Here is a 19,075-nt window from a genome sequence, read left to right as displayed (position 1 = left end):
CCTCTCTCGAGGGCGGGGGCTGTCAGTCGGTTTAGAGCTTGGCGTTCACGCTGATGAAGGCGCGGCGACCGAGCAGGTCATACTGGGTCCCGAAGGTCGGGATCTGGCCGAGCACGGAGGTGTTGCCACCGGTGCCCGACGGCCGCGGGGGCTTGGTGTCGAACAGGTTGCTGACACCGAGCGTCATCCGGAACTTGCCGTCGGCGATCGAACGGCTGACCGACGCGCTGTGGTAGAACTGCGCCGGGAAGCTGTAGATCGGGCAGACGTTGCCACCGCGGATCAGGCTGCTGAAGCAGACCTGGCCGTTGCGCGAGTTGCGGACGAACTGCTCGTCCGACACGCGGCTGGTGACGGTCATGCCGTAGAACACCGACCACGGACCCTTGTCCCAGGTCAGCTTGTAGTCGCCGACGAACTTCGGCTCGCCGGTGGTGCCTTCGCTGTTCGATTCCGAACCGGCGAACAGGAGGAAGAGATCCTCGAGCTGCCAGGTCTGCTCGCCCAGGAAGGACAGGCGGCCGTACTTGCCGAGGTCCTGCGTGACGCGGACCGTGAGGTCGACGCCGCGGTTCTTCTCCTGGTTGATGTTCACATACGGGTTACGCACCGACAGGATGTTGCCGAAGGTGGTCGACGCCGGGTTGGTGTCGCGCACCGCGAGCGCGCAGAGCGGGTCGTTCGGATAGTTGTTCGAGTCGAGGCAGCCGAACAGGATGTTGCCGGCACCCAGCGTGGTCAGCTGGTTCTTCACGCGGATGTCGAAGTAATCGACCGCCACGCTCAGGCGCATGCCGTTCCACAGACCGGCCTTGGGCGTCAGCACGACGCTGAAGCTCTTGGCGGTCGAGGTTTCCGGATTGAGGACGCCGACGCCGCCACCCGAGATGACGGTGGCCGAGCTGCTGCCCGCGGCCGAATAGTCGGGCGCGAGGCCGAGCGCGGCGCAACGCTGCTGGACGCGGTTGTAGTCGGCCGGCGCGAGGCCGACACCGTAACGGTAGCAGGGGTCGATCGCCGACTGATTCTGGAAACCGGTCTGGTTGGCGAGGAACTGCTCGAACAGCGCCGGGGCGCGGAACGAGGTGCCGTACGAACCGCGGAAGCGGAGCCAGTCGTTGACCGTCCAGTTGCCGCCGATCTTGTAGGTCCAGCTCGACTTGTTCTTCTTGCTGGCGCCGTCGAAACGCTCGGCATAGCCCTGCACGACACGCGCGGCGGCCGACAGGGTCAGGTTCTGGATGAACGGCGTGTTGTAGATCAGCGGAACCTCGATTTCGCCGAACGCTTCCTTCGAGGTGGTGAAGCCCGCGGTGCGGCCCGAGACCGACTGGCCGTAGACGTTGCTGATCAGGCGATCGCAGACCTGGAGCGGGTTGACCGCCGGGTTGCACTGCGCGCTGCCCGGGGTGACCGACGGGTCGTACGACGGGTTGACCGCCTGGGCGATGTTGCCGGGCGTATCGTCGATCTCGTCACGGCGATACTGGGCACCGAGCGCGATGCCGACGGCACCCGCCGGGAGGCGGATGAGGTCGCCGCTGACCGAGATTTCCGCGGTCTGCTGGGTGTACTTGGTCTTTCCGGTCTCTTCGCCGAACAGGAACGCGCGCTCGGCGGCGTTGAAGTCGCCGTTGAGGACGCGCGGATCGGTCAGGTCGATGTCGACGCAGGCCGCCTTGCGGATGCGGGTGACCTGGCCGGGCTGGCAGGCCTGGCTGCGATACTCGAGGAGATCGACCGAGTCCTGGTAGATGCGGCTGTTCGTGTACTTACCGTTGTTGCGGCTGTACTGGTAATAGCTGTCGAAGCTCCAGCCCTTGAGGCGCTCGCCGAACAGGCCGCCGAGGTCGCTCTTCAGCCCGATGACGCCGCGATAGTAATCGACGTCGGTCGCAACGCGCGTGTCGACCGGGATGACCGGGGTCACGAGGATGTTGCCGGTGAAGCCCGCATTGAAGGGGTCGCCGGTGCCGGCCGGGTTGCAGTTCAGCTTGGTCGCGCGGCGCAGCGGCGTGCAGAGCGCCGCCGGGGTCAGCGTCGAGCCGGCCGGATAGGCGCCCGCGAACTGGGTCGGGAAGAACTGACGGAAGTTGAAGGTCTCCGTCTTGCGCTTGTTGTACAGGCCCTCGGCGACGATCTCGATGTTGTCACCGATCTCATAGCCGCCCTGGAGGTAGGCGGTGTAGCGGTCGAGCGACGGCTGCACGTCGGCCTTGGCGAGACGCGGATCCTTCTGGTTGAGGATGCCGATCGAGTTGCGGCACAGCGCCTGGGTAGTCGGGTTGGTCGCCGCGACGTTGCCGGCCGGAGCGGTGGTCGAGCAGGTCAGCGAGACCGGGATGAAGCCCGAAGGCAGCGCGAGGCCGGCCGTGTTGACGTAGGGGCTGACGAACTCGGCGAGACGATCGCCCGGATCGTCGAACTGGACCGTGCTGAAGGTGACGCCGGGGGTGTTGTTGTAGGTGAAGGCGCTCGACAGGCTGACGTACGACGTGTTGGTCGTGTTGCAGCGCGGCTGGCCGGTGCGCGGATCGTTGATCTCGAGACGGTTGCCGCTGGTGTCGAAGAGATATTCCTCCGAGCAGAGCAGGAAGTCGCGGTCACCGCGCTGGAGGCGGTTGCGGCGGTAGTAGTCGATGCCGCCGATGATGTGGCCGCGGCTGAATTCCTTGCCCCAGGTCGCGCTGGCGCCGTAGTTCTCGCCGCCGCTCTTGAACGGCGCGGTGCCGGTGATGCGCAGCTGGAGGCCGTCGGTCGACTTCTTGGTGATCAGGTTGACCACGCCCGCGATGGCGTCCGAACCGTAGATCGACGACGCGCCGGTCTTCAGGATCTCGACGTTCTGCAGGATCGCCGAGGGAATGACGTTGAGGTCGAAGGCCGCGATCGCGCCGCGGGTACCCGCCGGACCGGCACGACGGCCGTTGAGCAGGACAAGCGTACGCTCGGCGCCGAGGCCGCGGAGCGACAGGGTCTGCGCGCCGACGCCGCCGTTGGTGACGAACGAACCGGCCGAGAGGAGCTCGGTGATCTGGAACGAACCGGCCGCGGCCGGGCTCGACTGCAGGATCTCGGCGGTGCTGTTCTGGCCGCCCTTGAGCTCGAGCTCAGGGTCGATGACCGTGATGGGATCAGGGCTGCTGAACGGGCTGCGACGAATGCGCGAACCGGTGACGACGATCGTCTCCGAATTGGCCTTGTCGGCCGCGACTTCCGCCGGGTTCTGCGTGGCGATGTCGCCCGCCTGCTCCGGAGTGGCTTCTGTCTTCTGGCCCTGGAGGCAGAGCTGACGGTCGGTCTCGGTGCCGAGCTTGGCGCACTGCTCAGCCTGTTCAGGCGTGACGGTGGCGGTCTGCTGGGCGGCGGCCGGCGACGCGATGCCGACGGCAAGCGCGAAGGCGGAAGCTGACAGAGTCAAGGAAGGCTGAAATCGCATGTAGCCGAATCCCGGTTAAGAAAAGGAGGACGCGGCCATCTGCATGAGTGATGAACGGTTTGAAACACATATTGCGCGCGGATGACACAGAGTTCCCCGGATGTGACAATCATGACACAATCGCGATTACCCCAATGACGTTGAACGCAAATTCATGACGCATAGGCGGGCCGGAAAGCCGCGCCCGCGCGGGGGTTTCCTTGAAGCGCGCTTGGCGCTAGGGCGCGCGGCAACGGGCGAAGCCTACAGACGGGCCGCCCATCCTACTGATTTCTGCTGGAGTGAACGAGCCGTGGCGACTGCAACCCTGACACGCGACTATCTGGTCAAGGACCTCGGCCTCGCCGACTTCGGCCGCAAGGAAATCGAGATCGCCGAGACCGAGATGCCGGGCCTGATGGCGCTGCGGGCCGAATATGGCGCCGCCCAGCCCTTGAAGGGCGCGCGTATCACCGGCTCGCTCCACATGACGATCCAGACCGCCGTCCTGATCGAGACCCTGACCGCCCTGGGCGCGACCGTCCGCTGGGCGAGCTGCAACATCTTCTCGACCCAGGACCATGCCGCCGCCGCGATCGCCGCGACCGGCGTTCCGGTTTTCGCCGTCAAGGGCGAGACGCTCGAGGAATATTGGGATTACGTCTGCCGCATCTTCGACTGGGAGAAGGACGGCGACGGCACCACCTGCAACCTGATCCTCGACGACGGCGGCGACGCCACCATGTTCGCGCTGTGGGGCGCGCGGGTCGAGGCGGGCGAGGCCCTCTTCACCCCGACGAACGAGGAAGAAGAGATCTTCGCCGCGACGCTGACCAAGTTCCTGAAGGAGCGTCCGGGCTACCTCACCAAGACGGTCGCCGCGATCAAGGGCGTCTCGGAAGAGACCACCACCGGCGTCCATCGCCTCTACGAGCTCGCCAAGCAGGGCAAGCTCCCCTTCCCCGCCATCAACGTCAACGACAGCGTCACCAAGTCGAAGTTCGACAACCTCTACGGCTGCAAGGAAAGCCTGGTCGACGCGATCCGTCGCGGCACCGACGTGATGCTCGCCGGCAAGGTCGCCGTGGTCGCGGGCTTCGGCGACGTCGGCAAGGGTTCGGCCGCTTCGCTCCGCAACGGCGGCGCGCGCGTGCTGGTGACCGAGGTCGATCCGATCTGCGCGCTCCAGGCCGCGATGGAAGGCTATGAGGTCGTGACGATGGAAGAGGCCGCTCCGCGCGCCGACATCTTCGTCACCGCCACCGGCAACATGGACATCATCACGCTCGACCACATGCGCGCGATGAAGAACATGGCGATCGTCTGCAACATCGGCCACTTCGACAGCGAGATCCAGATCGGCGCGCTGAACAACATGAAGTGGACCGAGATCAAGCCGCAGGTCGACGAGGTCGAATTCCCGGACGGCAAGAAGATCATCGTCCTCTCGAAGGGCCGCCTCGTGAACCTTGGCAACGCCACCGGCCACCCGAGCTTCGTGATGAGCGCCAGCTTCACCAACCAGACGCTCGCGCAGATCGAGCTGTGGACCAAGTCGGAGCAGTACGGGAACGACGTCTACGTCCTGCCCAAGCACCTCGACGAGAAGGTCGCCGCGCTCCACCTCGAGAAGCTCGGCGTGAAGCTCACGCAGCTCTCTGACAAGCAGGCAAGCTACATCGGCGTGAAGCAGCAGGGCCCGTTCAAGCCCGAGCACTATCGCTACTGAGTTTTGTTCCCACGCGAGGACGATTTTTCGACCTCACCGGGTTTCCTCCACGGCCTCGCTGCGCAGCAGCGGGGCCGTGTTGCATTCGCGTGACACTCTTTTTGGCAGAAATACGTGCGTTGGTCCGTGTCGCTTGTGCGACGTGGCGGGACCGCTAGGAAAGCTTGATCTATATCAAATAACAGGGACCAGACGGATGCCGACCGCTCGCCTGACCATCACCACGTCGACCCTCGCCATCGCGCTCAGCGCGTTCCTCGCCGCCCCCGCTGCCGCTCAGACCGCGCCAGGCACCACGCCCGAGCCCGGGCAGCCGGATTGCGTCGACAACAACAACAATGGCGTCTGCGATCCCATCGAGACGACCGCCGCCCCCGCTCCTGCGCCCGGCGCAACCACCGACGAACCGCTCGTCGTCACCGGCTCGCGCATTCCGCGCCGCAACTACACCGAGGTCGAGCCGACCATCACCGTCACCTCGCAGGACATCGAGGAACGCGGTTTCTCGACCCTCGGCCAGGCGCTCAACGAGCAGCCCGCGTTCGGCGTCCCGGGCGCGACCCCGGTCGGCGGCCAGTCGGCCTTCGGTCCGGGCCAGAACTTCGTCGACTTCTTCAGCTTGGGCTCCCAGCGCACCCTGACCCTGGTCAACGGCCGCCGCTTCGTCGGCTCGAACACCTCGTCGATCTTCGGCCCGACGGGATCGGGCGGCAGCCAGGTCGATCTCAACATCATCCCGACCAAGCTGATCGACCGGGTCGAGACGATCGCGGTCGGCGGCGCCCCGATCTATGGTTCGGACGCGATCGCGGGCACCGTCAACATCGTGCTTCGCCGCAACTACCAGGGGATCGAGCTCGACGGCCAGTACGGCATCTCGCAGCGTGGCGATAACCCCGACTACCGACTGCGCGCGCTGGCCGGCAAGAATTTCGCCGGCGGCCGCGGCAACGTCGTCGTGTCGGCGGAATACAACAAGCAGAAGGGCCTGCTCTTCACCGATCGTGCGCTGACCCGGTCGGGCGACTTCTTCGGTGCCCGCACCAGTGCAAGCGAGCCGTTCCGTAACCGCATCTTCCCCGATCGCCGCATCCCCGCGATCTCGGACGCCGGCATTCCGCTCGTCGGCGGCGGTGCCTTCGGTCTCGACTTCCCGCTGTCGCCCAATCAGTCGGGCACCTTTATCGGCGACCCCAGCCTCAACTTCGGCGTCAATCCGACCGGGCTGACCTCCGACCAGTTCCGGTTCGACGCCAATGGCAACCTAATCCCGATCAACTTCGGCAACCCGACGGGTCTCCCGACCGCGTTCAACATCAATGCGTCGGGCGGCAACGGCTTCAGCCTCGTTCCGCTGAGCAACCTCCTGTCGAGCGTGAGCCGCGTCAACGCGGTGACGCTTGGCCAGTATGAGCTGACCGACAATGTCCGCCTGTTCGCCGAAGGCTGGTACACTCGCAGCACCGGCAAGAACCTGCGCGACCAGCCGGAATATAACAGCGGCCTGTTCGACGCCGCCGGCGCTCCTGCCGGCAACTTCATCCTCAGTGTCGACAACCCGTTCCTGAGCACCGCCGCGCGGACCGCGATCCTCAACTCGATCGCCAACAACCCCTTGTCGGACCAGAATTTCGGGCTCGACTATCAGGGCAATCCGCTGACCGGCCCGCAGAACTACTTCTACCTCGGCCGCGCCAACACCGACCTCATCTCGGGCGAGTCTAAGGGCAAGGTCGAAGTCATGCGCGGGGTGCTCGGCCTCGACGGCAAGATCAACGTCTTCGGCAATCGCGAGCTGAACTGGGAAATCGTCGGCAACTACGGCCGCTCGAAGACCACCGCGACCCAGCGTTCGCTGGCGACCCGCAACCTCCTGAACGCACTCGACGCCGTGGTCGGGCCGAACGGGCAGATCATCTGCCGCCCGGGCGGTTCGCTTTATCCGACGACGGGCATCAGCGACGCTGCGGCGCCGACGATCAGCACCACCTGCGCCCCGCTCAATCCGTTCGGGATCGGCCAGGCCTCGCAGGCCGCGCGCGATTACGTGACCGGCATCTCGAAGCCCGAGGCGCTCAATCAGCAGGCGGTCTTCACCGCCTCGGTCGCGGGTCCGATCGCCTCGCTTCCGGGTGGCTCGCTCGCCTTCGCGCTCGGCTACGAGCATCGCTACGAGAGCCAGAAGTTCGATCCGGGCGCCTTCTTCCGCGGCGGCCCCGACAACACGCCGCTGGTCGATGAAAATGGCGACGGCAATCCGAACAACGATCCCAGCTCGTTCGGCCAGACCGTTCCGATCGTCGGCAGCAACGCCAGCTTCAACACCGACGAAGTGTTCGGCGAACTTCGCGCCGAGCTGATCGGGCCGGACAACAACATCCCGTTCATTCGGGCGCTCGAGCTCAAGGGCGCGGCGCGTTACGTCAACAACAGCCTGTCGGGCGGTGACCTCACCTGGACCGCGGGCGGCCGCTACCAGCCCGTTCGCGACCTGACGATCCGCGGAAACTACACGCGCTCGATCCGCTCGCCCTCGATCACCGAATTCGCCAATCCGACGCAGAGCTTCTTCGGCTTCGCGACCGACCCGTGCGATCAGGCCGAAGTCGATAATGGTCCCAATCCGACGCAGCGTCGCGCCAACTGCATCGCGGCCGGGATCGCCAACCCGAGCACGTTCAGCGCGCTGTCGAACCAGCGTTCGTTCCCGCAAGGTGTCGCGGGCGACCGTTCGCTGAGCGCCGAAAAGGCCGATAGCTGGACTATCGGCGCGCTGCTTCAGCCGACCTTCCTGCGCGGCTTCCAGGCGTCGGTCGATTACGTCGACATCAAGATCAAGGACGTGATCACCGACTTCGGCGCGGACCAGGTGCTCGCCGCCTGCTACGATTCGAGCAACTTCGCCTCGAACCCGTTCTGCGCCCGCACCAGCCGTGACGCGAGCGGTCAGCTCGACTTCATCCGTACCGGTTACGCCAATCAGGCGATCCTCCGCTACAAGGGGATCATCGCCAATGCCGGCTATACCAGCCGCGCACCGTGGCTGGGCGCGAGCAGCAAGCTCGGCGTCAAGGTCGACTACCAGTATCTCGACACGCTCGGCAGCCAGACCGTTGGCGGCACCTTCGTCAACAATGCCGGGACGATCGGCCTGTCGAAGCACAAGGGCCTCGCCAACTTCACCTACGACGACAAGGTGTTCAACGCGCTGATCGGCTTCTCCTACCTCGGGAAGGCGAAGTTCTCGAACACCAATGCCGCCAATTTCCAGACCCCGGACCGGGTCGGCAGCGTCGTGTTCGTCAACACGGCGATCGGCTTCGACATCGCGGAGCGGTTCCAGCTGCGCTTCGTCGTCGACAACGTCTTCGACACCAAGCCGCCCTACCCGTCGCCCGTCGGCGGTGGCACGGTCACCTACTTCCGCGGCATCCTCGGGCGCTACTTCCGCGCCGGCGCGACGGTTCGCTTCTAAGCGGCGCAGCGGAGGAAAACGGGGCGGTCACTCTTCGGGGTGGCCGCCCTCTTTCGTGGAGGTCAGGCAGCGCCGGTTTCGCTGGCGAGGAGACGCGGGTCGATGCCCTCGGACTTGAACGCCGCGCCCCAGCGCTCGTCGGTGGGCGTGTCGAACAGGAGTTCGCTGCGTCCGTTGGCGGCGAACCAGCCGTGGCGGGTCATTTCGTCCTCGAGCTGTCCCGGACCCCAGCCGGCATAGCCCAGAGCCACCAGCCAGCGCGACGGCCCCCGCCCCTCGGCGATCGCGCGCAGCACGTCGATCGTGCCGGTCATCGCCCACAGCTTGCCCGAGGTGCTGACCACCTGCAGCGTATCCTCGCCGCCCCAGTCGTCCGAATGGAGGACGAAGCCGCGCCCGGGCTCGACCGGCCCGCCATGGTGGATCGCCTCGTCGGGTGCCTCGCCCGGATCGAGATCGAGTTGCTTGAGGAGCCCGCGCAGCCGGATCCCGGCGCGCTTGTGGCTGATGCCGATCCCGACCGCCCCATTCTCGTCATGGACGCACAGCGCCGTCACCGAGCGCTCGAACCGGGGGTCGGCCATTCCGGGCATGGCCAGCAGGAGTTTTCCGGACAGAAAGGGGGCATCCGCCATCGCGCCCATCTTGGCATGGCGGCGCGTCGGCACAAGTCTTGTTGGGGTCACGAACGGTGGGTAGAGCAACCGCACGACGACCTCTTCACGCAAGGAGCGCACCCTCATGACCATCAACGTTGGCGACCGCCTGCCCGACATGCCGCTGACCATCGCCACCAGCGAAGGCCCCAAGCCCACGACCACCGGCGACTATTTCGGCGGCAAGAAGGTCGCGCTGTTCGCGGTCCCGGGTGCCTACACCCCGACCTGCTCGGCCAAGCACCTTCCCTCCTATGTCGAGAAGGCCAACGAGCTGCGCGGCAAGGGCGTCGACGAGATCGCCTGCACCAGCGTCAACGACGCCTTCGTCATGGCTGCCTGGAACAAGGACCAGGGCAGCGAGGACATCACCATGATCGCCGACGGCAACGGCCAGCTCGCGCAGGCGCTGGGCCTCACCATGGACGGCTCGGGCTTCGGCATGGGCACCCGCTCGCAGCGCTATTCGATGATCGTCAACGATGGCGTGGTCGAGCAGCTCAATGTCGAGGCGCCGGGCGAATATAAGGCGTCGAGCGCCGAGACCCTGCTCGAGCAGCTCTGAGCTGACGTATCGGGCGGTGCCCGGCCCCGTGCCCGGCACCGCCAGCCGCACCTCGCGGCACCGACTCCGCTCTTCTTCGTTTCCCCCGAGAAGCTTCCCGGAAGCGTAACGGAGGATGAGATGGCGACGACCAAGCAGCAGACGACGCGCAAGAGCCGCGGCACCGCGCAGACCCGCAAGCGCGACAGGATCGTCGAGGGTGTGAAGAGCCGCCCCTTGACCGCCGCCGCGGTCGCGACCCTCGCGGGCGCCGCCGGCGCGGCCGCCTATTTCCTGACCCGGTCGAAGGATGATCGCCCGCTGATGAAGTGGGGCCAAGACGCCGACGACACCGGCACCGGCGCCGCAAGCCCCTCGGCGAGGCAGGCCGACAAGCTCGCCAATTCGGATACCAGCACCAGCGCCTCGGCGGCCGGCGGCACCCGCGCCACCGCGCCCAGCGGCGGCGCCAAGGCGACCGCGTCCTCGACCCCCGTCGGCAGCAAGGCGGCGGGGCTCGACGAGACGGTCAAGGACCAGACCAAGGTCGGTAGCGTCGCCTACGGAGCCTGAGCGGCAGTCGGGAATTGAATGGGGGCGTCGGAGCGATCCGGCGCCCCCTTTTCGAATGAGAACCCAAGAGCGGGAGTGAAGAATGGCCGGATCGTTGAAGCCCTTGTCCGAGCAGGTGATGGTGATCACCGGCGCCTCGAGCGGAATCGGGCTCGCCATCGCGCGGCGCGCGGCGGCCCTTGGTGCGAAGGTGGTGCTCGCCGCCCGCAACGCCGAGGCGCTCGACGAAGCGGTGGTCGCGATCCGCAACAAGGGCGGGCAAGCGGTCGCGATCGACCTCGACGTCGCCGACGAGGGCGCGGCGGCCAAGCTCGCCGCCCGCGCGATCGAAGCGTTCGGCCGGATCGACACGTGGGTGAACGATGCCGCGGCCGCCATGTACGCGCGGCTCGAGGAGGTCAGCCTCGAGGAGCATCGGCGGGTGTTCGACGTCGGCTATTTCGGACTCGTCCAGGGCAGCATGGAGGCGGTCAGGCACCTCAGGGCCGACGGCGGCGCGCTGATCAATATCGGCTCGGTCCTGTCGAACCGGGCGATCCCCCTCCAGGGCCCCTATTGCGCGATGAAGGCGGCGGTGATGCAGTTCACGGATGCGCTGCGGATGGAGCTCGAGCAGGACGGCGCGCCGATCTCGGTCACGCTGATCAAGCCCGCCGCGATCGACACCATGTATCCCGAGCATGCCCGCAACAAGCTGGAGAAGCCGGCGCGGCTGCCCCAGCCGCTGTACGACGCCGCGCTGGTCGCCAAGGCGGTCTGCTTTGCCGCCGAGCACAAACGCCGCACCCTGATCGTCGGCGGCGGCGGACTGGCGCTGACGACCCTTGCCCCTGCCCTTCCGCGGCTTGCCGACAAGGGCATGGAACTGGTGGGCGGCGAGGCCAGCCAGACCAGCAGCATCCCGCCCGCCCCCGGCACCGCCGACAATCTGTTCGAACCGCGGGTCGATGGCCGGGTCGAGGGCAACCAGGAGCCGTTCACGCGCAAGACGAGCTTGTTCCTCGAAGCGCAGATGCACCCCGTCGCCGCGGCTGCCATCGTCGGCGGCGCGGCGGTCGGCGCCTTCCTCCTCGCCCGCCGCAACGACGAGGATGTCGGCACGCGCGAGGCGCAGCGTCGGATCAGGGCCGCCGGAATGAGCTGAGTTTCATGGTCGTCCCGGCCCGCGCCGGGACGACCGTCTAATCACCAGCCGCAGGTCTTGCCCTGATTCTGCTGCTCGAGCCACCGCTGCAGCGGGGCAAAATATTCGAGCATCGGCTTGCCGCTCATCTCGCGCGTGCCGGTGAACACCTGCAGCGCGTCGGGCCATGGCTTGCTCGCCCCCATCTTGAGCATCGCGTCGAGCCGCTGGCCGACTTCCTTGTTGCCGTAGAAGGAGCAGCGGTGGAGCGGGCCCTTCCAGCCGCTCATGTCGCAGGCCGCCTTGTAGAACTGGAACTGAAGGATGCGGGCGAGGAAGTAGCGCGCATAGGGCGTGTTCGCCGGGATGTGATATTTGGCACCCGGGTCGAAGTCGGCCTCGGTCCGCTGGGTCGGCGGGGTGATCCCCTGATACTGGAGGCGCAGCTTGTTCCAGCCGGCTTCGTAGCCAGAGGTCGGGATCGAGCCGTCGAACACGCCCCAGCGCCACTTGTCGACCATCAGGCCGAACGGCAGGAAGGCGACCTTGTCCATCGCCTGGCGCAGCAGCAGGCCGGTGTCCTTGCTCGCGTCGGGGACCTTGTTGCGGTCAAGCAGCCCGATCTGGACGAGATATTCGGGCGTCACCGACAGCGCGATGAAGTCGCCGATCGCCTCGTGGAAGCCGTCGTTGGCGCCGTTGAGGTAGAGATAGGGCTGGCCGTTGTAGGCGCGCTGGTAGAAATTGTGGCCAAGCTCGTGGTGGATAGTGACGAAGTCGTCGCCATTGACCTTGGTGCACATCTTGATGCGCAGGTCGTCCTTGTTGTCGAGGTCCCAGGCCGACGCGTGGCAAATCACCTCGCGGCCCTCGGGGCGGACGATCTGGCTGTTCTTCCAGAAGCTGTCGGGCAGCGGTGCGAAGCCCAGCGAGGTGTAGAAGCCCTCGCCGATCCGGACCATGTCGGTCGGAGTCTTCTTCTTGGCCTTGAGGAGATCGGTCACGTCATAACCGACGTCGCCCGCGCCCTTGGGCGCGACCACGTCGTAGATGTTGCCCCATTCCTGCGCCCACAGATTGCCGAGAAGGTCGGCGCGGATCGGGCCGCTGGCCGGCTGTACGGCATTGCCGTACTTCTGGTTGAGCTTCGAGCGGGTGTAGCAGTGGAGCTGGTCGTAAAGCGGCTTCACCTCGGACCAGAGCCGGTCGTACATGGCCGAGAATTCCTGCGGGCTCATGTCGTACTGGCTGCGCCACATCGCACCGGTGTCGTCGTAGCCGAGTTCACGTGCGCCCTCGTTGGCGATGCCGACCATGCGGGCATAGTCGGGGCGCATCGGGCGGCCGACATTGTTGTTCCAGCTGGTCCAGACCTCGGCGGTCTTCTTCGGGTCACGCAGCGTGCCCATCGCCTCCTCGGCGACGTCGCCGGTGATGACCTTGCCGTCCAGCGTCGCGCGGCCCTTGCCGTAGGTCGACGAGAGCTTGGTCGCGATGGTGTTGAGTTCGGCCGCCTTGGCCGCCGGCGCGGCCAGCACCAAGGCGCCGCGCAGGATGTTCAGCTTGCGCGCGGTGTCGAGGTCGAGGCCCTGGACCTTCGACCATTCGGCGGCTTCCTTGGCGTATTGGACGCCCTTCTCGGTGCCGATGGTTCCGAAATAAGCGGCAAGAGCGTCGGTGTCGTCGGTGATGTAGGTGGCGTTCACCCACGCCGCGCGGCCCGAGATGACCGACAGGTCGAACAGGTCCTTCTCGACCCGGGCGATGAAGTCGCGGGCGCCTTCGGGCGTGCGGGCGCCGCTGTCGGCCATCGCCGGCGCGGCCTCGACCATCGCGGGCGGGGTTGGGGCCGAAGCCGTGGGAACGGTGGCGCAGGCGCCGAGCGAAAGCGCGAGTACGGAAACGGAAGCGGCCAATTTCATGGAGTTGACGCCCTCTTGTGCGATAAGACTGGGGCGTTGGTGCGCTGCCTTCAGGGCAACGTCAAGAAGCGCACCATCGCCTCGCCGAGCGCACGCTGGGTGACCGACGTGGTGTGGGTCCCGGGCACTTCCTCGTAGCGCGCGTCGGGCAACGCCTCGGCGAGCGCGGGCGCTGAGCCATTGTCGCGATCATCGTCGCCGCACAGGACGAGGGTCGGCATGATGATCTTGCCGAGCATCGCCTCGGTCACGGTCGAATTGCTTTCGAGAAGAAGTTTCGTCGCGACGCGGTCGACCTTCTGGCTCTTCATGAACTGGACCGCGAACCAGTGGCGGTCGCCGCGGCTGGCGCTCTCGAACTTCTCGAAGGCCTCGAGGAAGAATTCGTGGCGCTTCTCCCAACCGAGCAGCCCCTCGAGCCCCATGCCGGCGAGGATCAGCCGGCGCGGCGACAGCCCTTTCGCGACGGCATGGACGCTGGTGCGCGAGCCGAGCGAGAAGCCGCCGAGGTCGAAGTCGGAAAGCCCCAGATGCGCGACCAGCTCGAGAAGGTCGCGCCCGAGGATCCCGGGCGGGTAGGCCGCCGGGTCATGCGGCTTGTCGCTTTCCCCATGCGCGCGAAGATCGGGCATGATCACCCGGAAACCCGCGGCGGCGAGCTTCTCGGCGTGGCCGAACTTCACCCAGTTGAGTTGCGCGTCCGAGAACAGGCCGTGGACGAGTATCACCGGCCGCCCCGCCCCGGTCTCGCGCCACGCGAGGGTGACGCCGTCCGAGGCGGTCCAGTGATGGGTGGTGATGGTCATGCGCCGCGCCCTTAGCCGCCTTGCCTGTGGGTGCGAAGCCTAACGGTTGACCGTCGCCATGCCTTGCGCGTGATAGCGGTCGCCCGCCGCCGCGCCGGGGGGCAGGATCTGGTCGAGGCGCTGCAGTTCCTCCCCGCTGAGGCGAATCTCGGTCGCGGCGATGTTCTGGTCGAGCCACTTGCGCCGCTTGGTGCCCGGGATGGGCACGATGTCGTCGCCCTGCGCGAGGACCCAGGCGAGCGCGAGCTGCGCGGTGCTGACACCCTTGTCGGCGGCAAGCTTCTCGAGCTCGCGCACCATCGCAATGTTGCGTTCGAAATTCTCGCCGGTGAAACGCGGGTGGAAACGGCGGTAGTCGTCGTCGGGAAAGTCCTCGGGCGCCTTGATCTCGCCGGTCAGGAAGCCACGGCCGAGCGGCGAATAAGCGACATAGCCGATGCCGAGTTCGCGCACGGTCGGGAGCACTTCGGCTTCGGCGTCGCGGCTCCACAGGCTGTATTCGGTCTGGAGCGCGGTGATGGGATGCGTGGCGTGCGCGCGGCGGATGGTCGCGGGCGCGGCTTCGCTGAGGCCGAGGTAACGGATCTTCCCCTCTTCCTTCAGCCGCGCCATGGCCCCGACGGTTTCCTCGATCGGCACGTTGGGGTCCACGCGGTGCTGGTAATAAAGGTCGATGGTCTCGACGCCCAGGCGCTTGAGGCTCGCCTCGCAGGCCGAGCGGACATAGTCGGGATCGCCGCGCACGCCGAGGAATTCGCCCTTCTCGCCGCGCACGTTGGCGAACTTGGTCGCGAGGAAGACCCGATCGCGGCGGTCGGCGATGGCGCGCCCGACCAGCTCCTCGTTCTTGAACGGCCCGTACATGTCGGCCGTGTCGAGGAAATTCACTCCCTGCTCGAGCGCATGATGGATGGTAGCGATGCTCTCGGCATCGTCGCCGGTGCCGTAGAATTCGCTCATCCCCATGCAGCCGAGGCCGATGGCGGAAACGGTCGGGCCATCACGGCCGAGGGTGCGGGTATGCATGGGTGTTTTCCTCCTGATCAGTCGGCGATGGCATGGGCCGGGGCGCTGCCGCCGCCCGGCTTGGCCTTGCGCAGCAGGAGCACCAACGGAATGGCGGCCAGAGTGACCCACATCATCAGATAAAAATCGTCGAGATAGGCGATGAAGAGGGCCTGCCGGGTGACCTCCGCATTGATCACCGCGAGCGCGACGTCCCCTTCCTGCCCGATCCGCTCGAGCAGCGTGGGGTCGAGCGTCGGGATCGTACTGGCGGTGACGTTGCTAGCGATGTCGGCATGCGCGACCTGAGTCATCCGGACGAGCTGCGAGCCGACGATGGCAATGCCGACCGACCCGCCGATGTTGCGCGACAGGTTGAGGAGCGAGGCGGCGGCGGTGCGCAGCTGCGGCGCAAGCGTCGCGAAGGCGAGGCTCTGCATCACCACGAAGATGAGCCCGATGCCGAGGCCCTGGACGACGCCAGACCAGATCACTGGGCCGCTCGGCTGGTCGATCGCGAAGCCGGTCATCATCCACAGGCTGGTCGCCATTAGTGCGATGCCCGCGACCACCAGCATGCGGCTGTCGAGCTTGCCGACGAGGCGCCCGGCGACCAGCATCGAGATGAGCGTGCCGACCCCGCGCGGCGCGGTCAGGATGCCCGACTGGAGCACCGAATAGCCGTAGAGGCGCTGAAGCAGCGGCGGCAGCAGCGCGAGGCCCGCGAGGAGCAGCACGCCGGTCACCGCCATGAACAGCAGCCCGGTCGCGAAATTGCGGTCGGCGAACATCGCCTTCTCGAAGATCGGCGCCTTGGCGGTCAGCGTATGGACCACGAACATCCAGAAGAAGGCGATGGCGAGGCCCATCTCGATCCAGATTTCCCAGCTCTGGAACCAGTCCTGGCTCTCGCCGCGGTCGAGGAACATCTGCAGTGCGCCAAGCGCCATGGCGATGAGCGCGAAGCCGACAAGATCGAACTTGCGGCTGTTGGTCGGGCTTTCGGGCATGGTCCGCCACAGCATGACGGTGGCGAGGATCCCGACCGGCAGGTTGACGATGAACACCCAGCGCCAGTCGAAGCTGTCGGTCAGCCAGCCGCCGAGCACCGGGCCCATGATCGGCCCGATCATGATCCCGCCGCCGAACAGCGCCATCGCCTGCGCGTGCTTGTTGGGCGGGTTGATGTCGAACATCGTCGCCTGCGCGAGCGGCACGAGGAACGCGCCGCTGACGCCCTGGAGGATGCGGAAGGCGACCATCTCGGGGAGCGAGGTGGCGATGGCGCAAAGCATCGAGGCGATGGTGAAGCCGATCACCGCGATCAGCAGCAGCTTGCGCCGGCCGATCCGCTCGGCGAGCCAGCCGGCGATCGGGATCGCGATGGCGCTGGCGACGATGTAGCTCGTCAGCACCCAGTTGATGCTCTCCTGGGTCGCGCCGAGGCTCGACTGCATGTGCGGCAGCGCGACGTTGGCGATCGTCGTGTCGAGGACCTGCATCAGCACCGCCAGCATCACCGCGACGGTGACGAGGAAGTGCCGGGTGGGGTCGAGCGGGGTGGCGGCTCTGGTCTGGTCCATGGCTAATACCCTTCGACTACGTGCGTCGCGCTCCGCTCAGGACGAACGACCGCTGTCTCGTTCGTGCTGAGCGAAGTCGAAGCACGCGGTCCTCGCCTCAGTCGCCCGTGTGCACGGTGACGGTGGCGCTGAGCCCCGCGATCATCGGGCGGGCGGGCTTGCCGTCGAAGCGGATGCGGACGGGAACGCGCTGCGACACCTTGACCCAGTTGCCGTTGGCATTCTGCGCCGGAAGGATCGCGAACTCGCTGCCGGTGCCCGCGCCGATGCTCTGGACGCGGCCGGTGAGCTTCAGCCCCGGATAGGCGTCGACTTCGATGTCGACCCGCTGGCCGGGCGCCATTTCAGCGAGATCCTTTTCCTTGAAATTGGCCTCGATCCACGCCTCGTTCGAGCTGACCAGGCTGAGCAGCCCGATGCCCGGCACCGCCTGCTGGCCCTTGAGCAGCCGGTCGGTGTTCGAGATGACGCCGGCGGCGGGGGCGCGGACGTCGGTACGGCTGAGGTTGAGCTGCGCGGCGGCGATGGCGGCGCGCGCGGCGGCCTCGCCCGGCTGCTCGCCCGACGGCGCGATCGCGGCCTGTGCATTGGCGGCCCGGGCGCGGGCGTCGGCGAGCGCGGTGCGGTCCTTTTCGACCTCGGCGAGCGCATTGTCGTAGCTGACCCGCGTGGTGAAGCCGCGCTGGAGCAGCTCCGCCTGCCGCGACAGGGCGCGCTGGTCGATCGTCAGCTGCGCCTGCGCGCCGGCGATGTCCGAGCTGGTGCCCTGCGCCTGCGTCACCACCTGCCGAACCGAGAGCTGGGCCTGCGCGAGCTGGGCCTGCGCCTGCATCAGCGCGACGCGGTAGGGCTGCGGGTCGATGCGGAAAAGGAGCTGGCCGGCCTGGACACGCTGACCTTCCTTGACGAATACCTCGGCGATCGGCCCGCTGACCTGCGCGCCGACGCTGGTGATGTCCTGCTTCACCTGCGCATTGTCGGTCGAGACCTTGCCCTGCCCCGACAGCCACATGTAGCCGCCGCCGATCAGCAGCAGCAGCGGCACCAGCAGCATGATGGCGATCTTCTTCGCCTTGCCGGGCGACTTGGTGACGATCACTTCTTCGCCTGCGCCGAGTTCTTCGGGCGCGGTCGTCTCGTCGGCGGCCTTGATCTTGGTTTCCTGGTTCATGCCGAAGCCTTGGTCGTGCGGGGGGCGAAGCCGTTGACGTTGGCACGGACCTTGGCGAGCAAGGCCTGCGCATCACGGATCGCCTGAGGGTTCAGGTTTTCGAAGATTTCGGAGTGAAACTCTTCGGCGAGGTTATGGAGCCGCGCGATCAGCGGACCTGCACTTTCGCACAGGTAGAGCTGCCAGGCGCGGCGGTCGCTCGGATCGCGGCGGCGCTCGACGAGGCCACCTTCCTCGAGCTTGTCGATGATCCGGCAGAGCGTGATCGGCTCGATGTCCATGCGGTCGGCAAGCTCGACCTGGCGCTGGCCGGGGGCGCGGTCGAGATGCGCCAGTACCCGCCACTGCGCCCGGTTGATCCCGAGCGCCGCTGCGCGGCGGTCGAACGCCCGGCGCAGCGTGTGCGCGGTTTCTCCGATGTCCCAAGCCAACTGTTCCATAGGTCGCCATATAGTAAGCATCCTTACTAATGCAATCGACATGGCCCCTGTTCCGCATGAACCCGCGCGGGCGTCGCCCGTTGGAGGGAAAAGCCAAGGAGGACAGGCATGGAAGACGAGCGGATCTGGGCGATGGAAGAGAAGCTCTGGCGCGGCGGCGACGAAGTTTACGAGCAGCTCGTCGACGAGAATGTCGTGATGGCGCTCCCCGCCGAGCCCTTCATCTTCTCGCGTGACGAAGCGAAGGCCGCGGTCGAAAAGACGCCTCGCTGGGACGACGTTCGCTTCTCCGAGCAGCGCGTGACCCGGCCCGAAGAAGGGCTGATCGTCATCGGTTACCGGGTCGAGGCGAGCCGCGGCGACGAGACCTATCGCTGCTTTGCGAGCTCCACGCTGATGCGCCGTGGGCACGAGGACTGGACCGTGGTCAGCCACAGCCAGGTCGTCCCGCCCAAGGCGATCGTCGAGGACGCCTGAGCGCCGATCATCCGCACACGCCCGACGGACGCTATTTCGTCGTCCGCGGGCGCCTGTGGCGGCTCAGCAATCCCGCGCTAGATCCCGAACGCCGCGAGCAACTGGTACGCGAACTGATGAACGCGCGAAGAAAGCGCGACCGGGTGGGCGTTG

General features: G+C 66.7%; 14 protein-coding genes. 6 read left to right on the top strand and 8 right to left on the bottom strand.

Annotated features, from left to right (window positions below):
• Positions 1 to 31 precede the first annotated feature (31 nt).
• On the bottom strand, positions 32 to 3,421 hold the full coding sequence (locus ABD693_RS09770) for a TonB-dependent receptor domain-containing protein (protein WP_344696874.1): 3,390 nt from the start codon (positions 3,419 to 3,421) through the stop codon (positions 32 to 34).
• A gap of 310 nt (positions 3,422 to 3,731) precedes the next feature.
• On the opposite strand from ABD693_RS09770, the gene ahcY reads away from it, so the two are divergent.
• On the top strand, positions 3,732 to 5,147 hold the full coding sequence (gene ahcY, locus ABD693_RS09765; protein ID WP_344696873.1) for an adenosylhomocysteinase: 1,416 nt from the start codon (positions 3,732 to 3,734) through the stop codon (positions 5,145 to 5,147).
• A 196-nt stretch (positions 5,148 to 5,343) separates the two neighbouring features.
• The gene (locus tag ABD693_RS09760) at positions 5,344 to 8,622 is read left to right on the top strand and encodes a TonB-dependent receptor domain-containing protein (RefSeq protein ID WP_344696872.1); all 3,279 of its coding nucleotides are present in this window, start codon (positions 5,344 to 5,346) and stop codon (positions 8,620 to 8,622) included.
• Between the two features lie 62 nt (positions 8,623 to 8,684).
• Here ABD693_RS09760 and ABD693_RS09755 read toward each other — a convergent pair whose 3' ends face one another.
• Positions 8,685 to 9,257 (bottom strand): YqgE/AlgH family protein, encoded by a 573-nt coding sequence (locus ABD693_RS09755; protein ID WP_344697612.1) that lies wholly within the window; start codon positions 9,255 to 9,257, stop codon positions 8,685 to 8,687.
• Positions 9,258 to 9,363: 106 nt separating this feature from the next.
• Between ABD693_RS09755 and ABD693_RS09750 the strand changes: the two genes are divergently transcribed.
• The 3 genes from ABD693_RS09750 to ABD693_RS09740 all read left to right on the top strand — a co-directional run bounded on the left by ABD693_RS09750 (position 9,364) and on the right by ABD693_RS09740 (position 11,539).
• Positions 9,364 to 9,843, top strand: coding sequence for a peroxiredoxin (locus ABD693_RS09750; protein WP_344696871.1), 480 nt, complete (start codon positions 9,364 to 9,366; stop codon positions 9,841 to 9,843).
• Between the two features lie 120 nt (positions 9,844 to 9,963).
• Positions 9,964 to 10,395, top strand: coding sequence for a hypothetical protein (locus ABD693_RS09745; RefSeq protein ID WP_344696870.1), 432 nt, complete (start codon positions 9,964 to 9,966; stop codon positions 10,393 to 10,395).
• Positions 10,396 to 10,477: 82 nt separating this feature from the next.
• Positions 10,478 to 11,539, top strand: a complete 1,062-nt coding sequence (locus ABD693_RS09740) for an SDR family oxidoreductase (protein WP_344696869.1) — start codon at positions 10,478 to 10,480, stop codon at positions 11,537 to 11,539.
• A gap of 41 nt (positions 11,540 to 11,580) precedes the next feature.
• Here ABD693_RS09740 and ABD693_RS09735 read toward each other — a convergent pair whose 3' ends face one another.
• The 6 genes from ABD693_RS09735 to ABD693_RS09710 form a co-directional block, all read right to left on the bottom strand.
• Positions 11,581 to 13,440, bottom strand: coding sequence for a M2 family metallopeptidase (locus tag ABD693_RS09735; protein WP_344696868.1), 1,860 nt, complete (start codon positions 13,438 to 13,440; stop codon positions 11,581 to 11,583).
• A gap of 50 nt (positions 13,441 to 13,490) precedes the next feature.
• The gene (locus tag ABD693_RS09730; protein WP_344696867.1) at positions 13,491 to 14,246 is read right to left on the bottom strand and encodes an alpha/beta fold hydrolase; all 756 of its coding nucleotides are present in this window, start codon (positions 14,244 to 14,246) and stop codon (positions 13,491 to 13,493) included.
• A 39-nt stretch (positions 14,247 to 14,285) separates the two neighbouring features.
• The gene (locus ABD693_RS09725; RefSeq protein ID WP_344696866.1) at positions 14,286 to 15,272 is read right to left on the bottom strand and encodes an aldo/keto reductase; all 987 of its coding nucleotides are present in this window, start codon (positions 15,270 to 15,272) and stop codon (positions 14,286 to 14,288) included.
• A 17-nt stretch (positions 15,273 to 15,289) separates the two neighbouring features.
• Positions 15,290 to 16,834, bottom strand: coding sequence for a DHA2 family efflux MFS transporter permease subunit (locus ABD693_RS09720; protein ID WP_344696865.1), 1,545 nt, complete (start codon positions 16,832 to 16,834; stop codon positions 15,290 to 15,292).
• Positions 16,835 to 16,931: 97 nt separating this feature from the next.
• Positions 16,932 to 18,005 carry an HlyD family secretion protein gene (locus ABD693_RS09715; protein ID WP_344696864.1) on the bottom strand — a complete coding sequence of 358 codons (1,074 nt, stop codon included), beginning with the start codon at positions 18,003 to 18,005 and terminating at the stop codon, positions 16,932 to 16,934.
• Positions 18,002 to 18,445 (bottom strand): MarR family winged helix-turn-helix transcriptional regulator, encoded by a 444-nt coding sequence (locus ABD693_RS09710; RefSeq protein ID WP_344696863.1) that lies wholly within the window; start codon positions 18,443 to 18,445, stop codon positions 18,002 to 18,004. Before ABD693_RS09710 ends, ABD693_RS09715 begins: the two co-directional genes overlap by 4 nt.
• A 108-nt stretch (positions 18,446 to 18,553) precedes the next feature.
• Between ABD693_RS09710 and ABD693_RS09705 the strand changes: the two genes are divergently transcribed.
• Positions 18,554 to 18,922, top strand: coding sequence for a DUF4440 domain-containing protein (locus ABD693_RS09705; protein WP_344696862.1), 369 nt, complete (start codon positions 18,554 to 18,556; stop codon positions 18,920 to 18,922).
• Positions 18,923 to 19,075: the final 153 nt, after the last annotated feature.

It is taken from the genome of Sphingomonas rosea (genome assembly GCF_039538065.1).
GTDB classification, from domain to species: Bacteria; Pseudomonadota; Alphaproteobacteria; order Sphingomonadales; family Sphingomonadaceae; genus Sphingomicrobium; species Sphingomicrobium rosea.
Note: the sequence above shows the minus strand (reverse complement) of the source record. Positions and strands in the feature narration are given on the sequence as shown.

Coding starts and splice junctions, on each gene's coding strand:
- ABD693_RS09760 (WP_344696872.1), top strand. CDS start 5,344: ATGCCGACCGCTCGCCTGACCATCACCACGTCGACCCTCGCCATCGCG.
- ABD693_RS09755 (WP_344697612.1), bottom strand. CDS start 9,257: ATGGCGGATGCCCCCTTTCTGTCCGGAAAACTCCTGCTGGCCATGCCC.
- ABD693_RS09750 (WP_344696871.1), top strand. CDS start 9,364: ATGACCATCAACGTTGGCGACCGCCTGCCCGACATGCCGCTGACCATC.
- ABD693_RS09745 (WP_344696870.1), top strand. CDS start 9,964: ATGGCGACGACCAAGCAGCAGACGACGCGCAAGAGCCGCGGCACCGCG.
- ABD693_RS09740 (WP_344696869.1), top strand. CDS start 10,478: ATGGCCGGATCGTTGAAGCCCTTGTCCGAGCAGGTGATGGTGATCACC.
- ABD693_RS09735 (WP_344696868.1), bottom strand. CDS start 13,440: ATGAAATTGGCCGCTTCCGTTTCCGTACTCGCGCTTTCGCTCGGCGCC.
- ABD693_RS09730 (WP_344696867.1), bottom strand. CDS start 14,246: ATGACCATCACCACCCATCACTGGACCGCCTCGGACGGCGTCACCCTC.
- ABD693_RS09725 (WP_344696866.1), bottom strand. CDS start 15,272: ATGCATACCCGCACCCTCGGCCGTGATGGCCCGACCGTTTCCGCCATC.
- ABD693_RS09720 (WP_344696865.1), bottom strand. CDS start 16,834: ATGGACCAGACCAGAGCCGCCACCCCGCTCGACCCCACCCGGCACTTC.
- ABD693_RS09715 (WP_344696864.1), bottom strand. CDS start 18,005: ATGAACCAGGAAACCAAGATCAAGGCCGCCGACGAGACGACCGCGCCC.
- ABD693_RS09710 (WP_344696863.1), bottom strand. CDS start 18,445: ATGGAACAGTTGGCTTGGGACATCGGAGAAACCGCGCACACGCTGCGC.
- ABD693_RS09705 (WP_344696862.1), top strand. CDS start 18,554: ATGGAAGACGAGCGGATCTGGGCGATGGAAGAGAAGCTCTGGCGCGGC.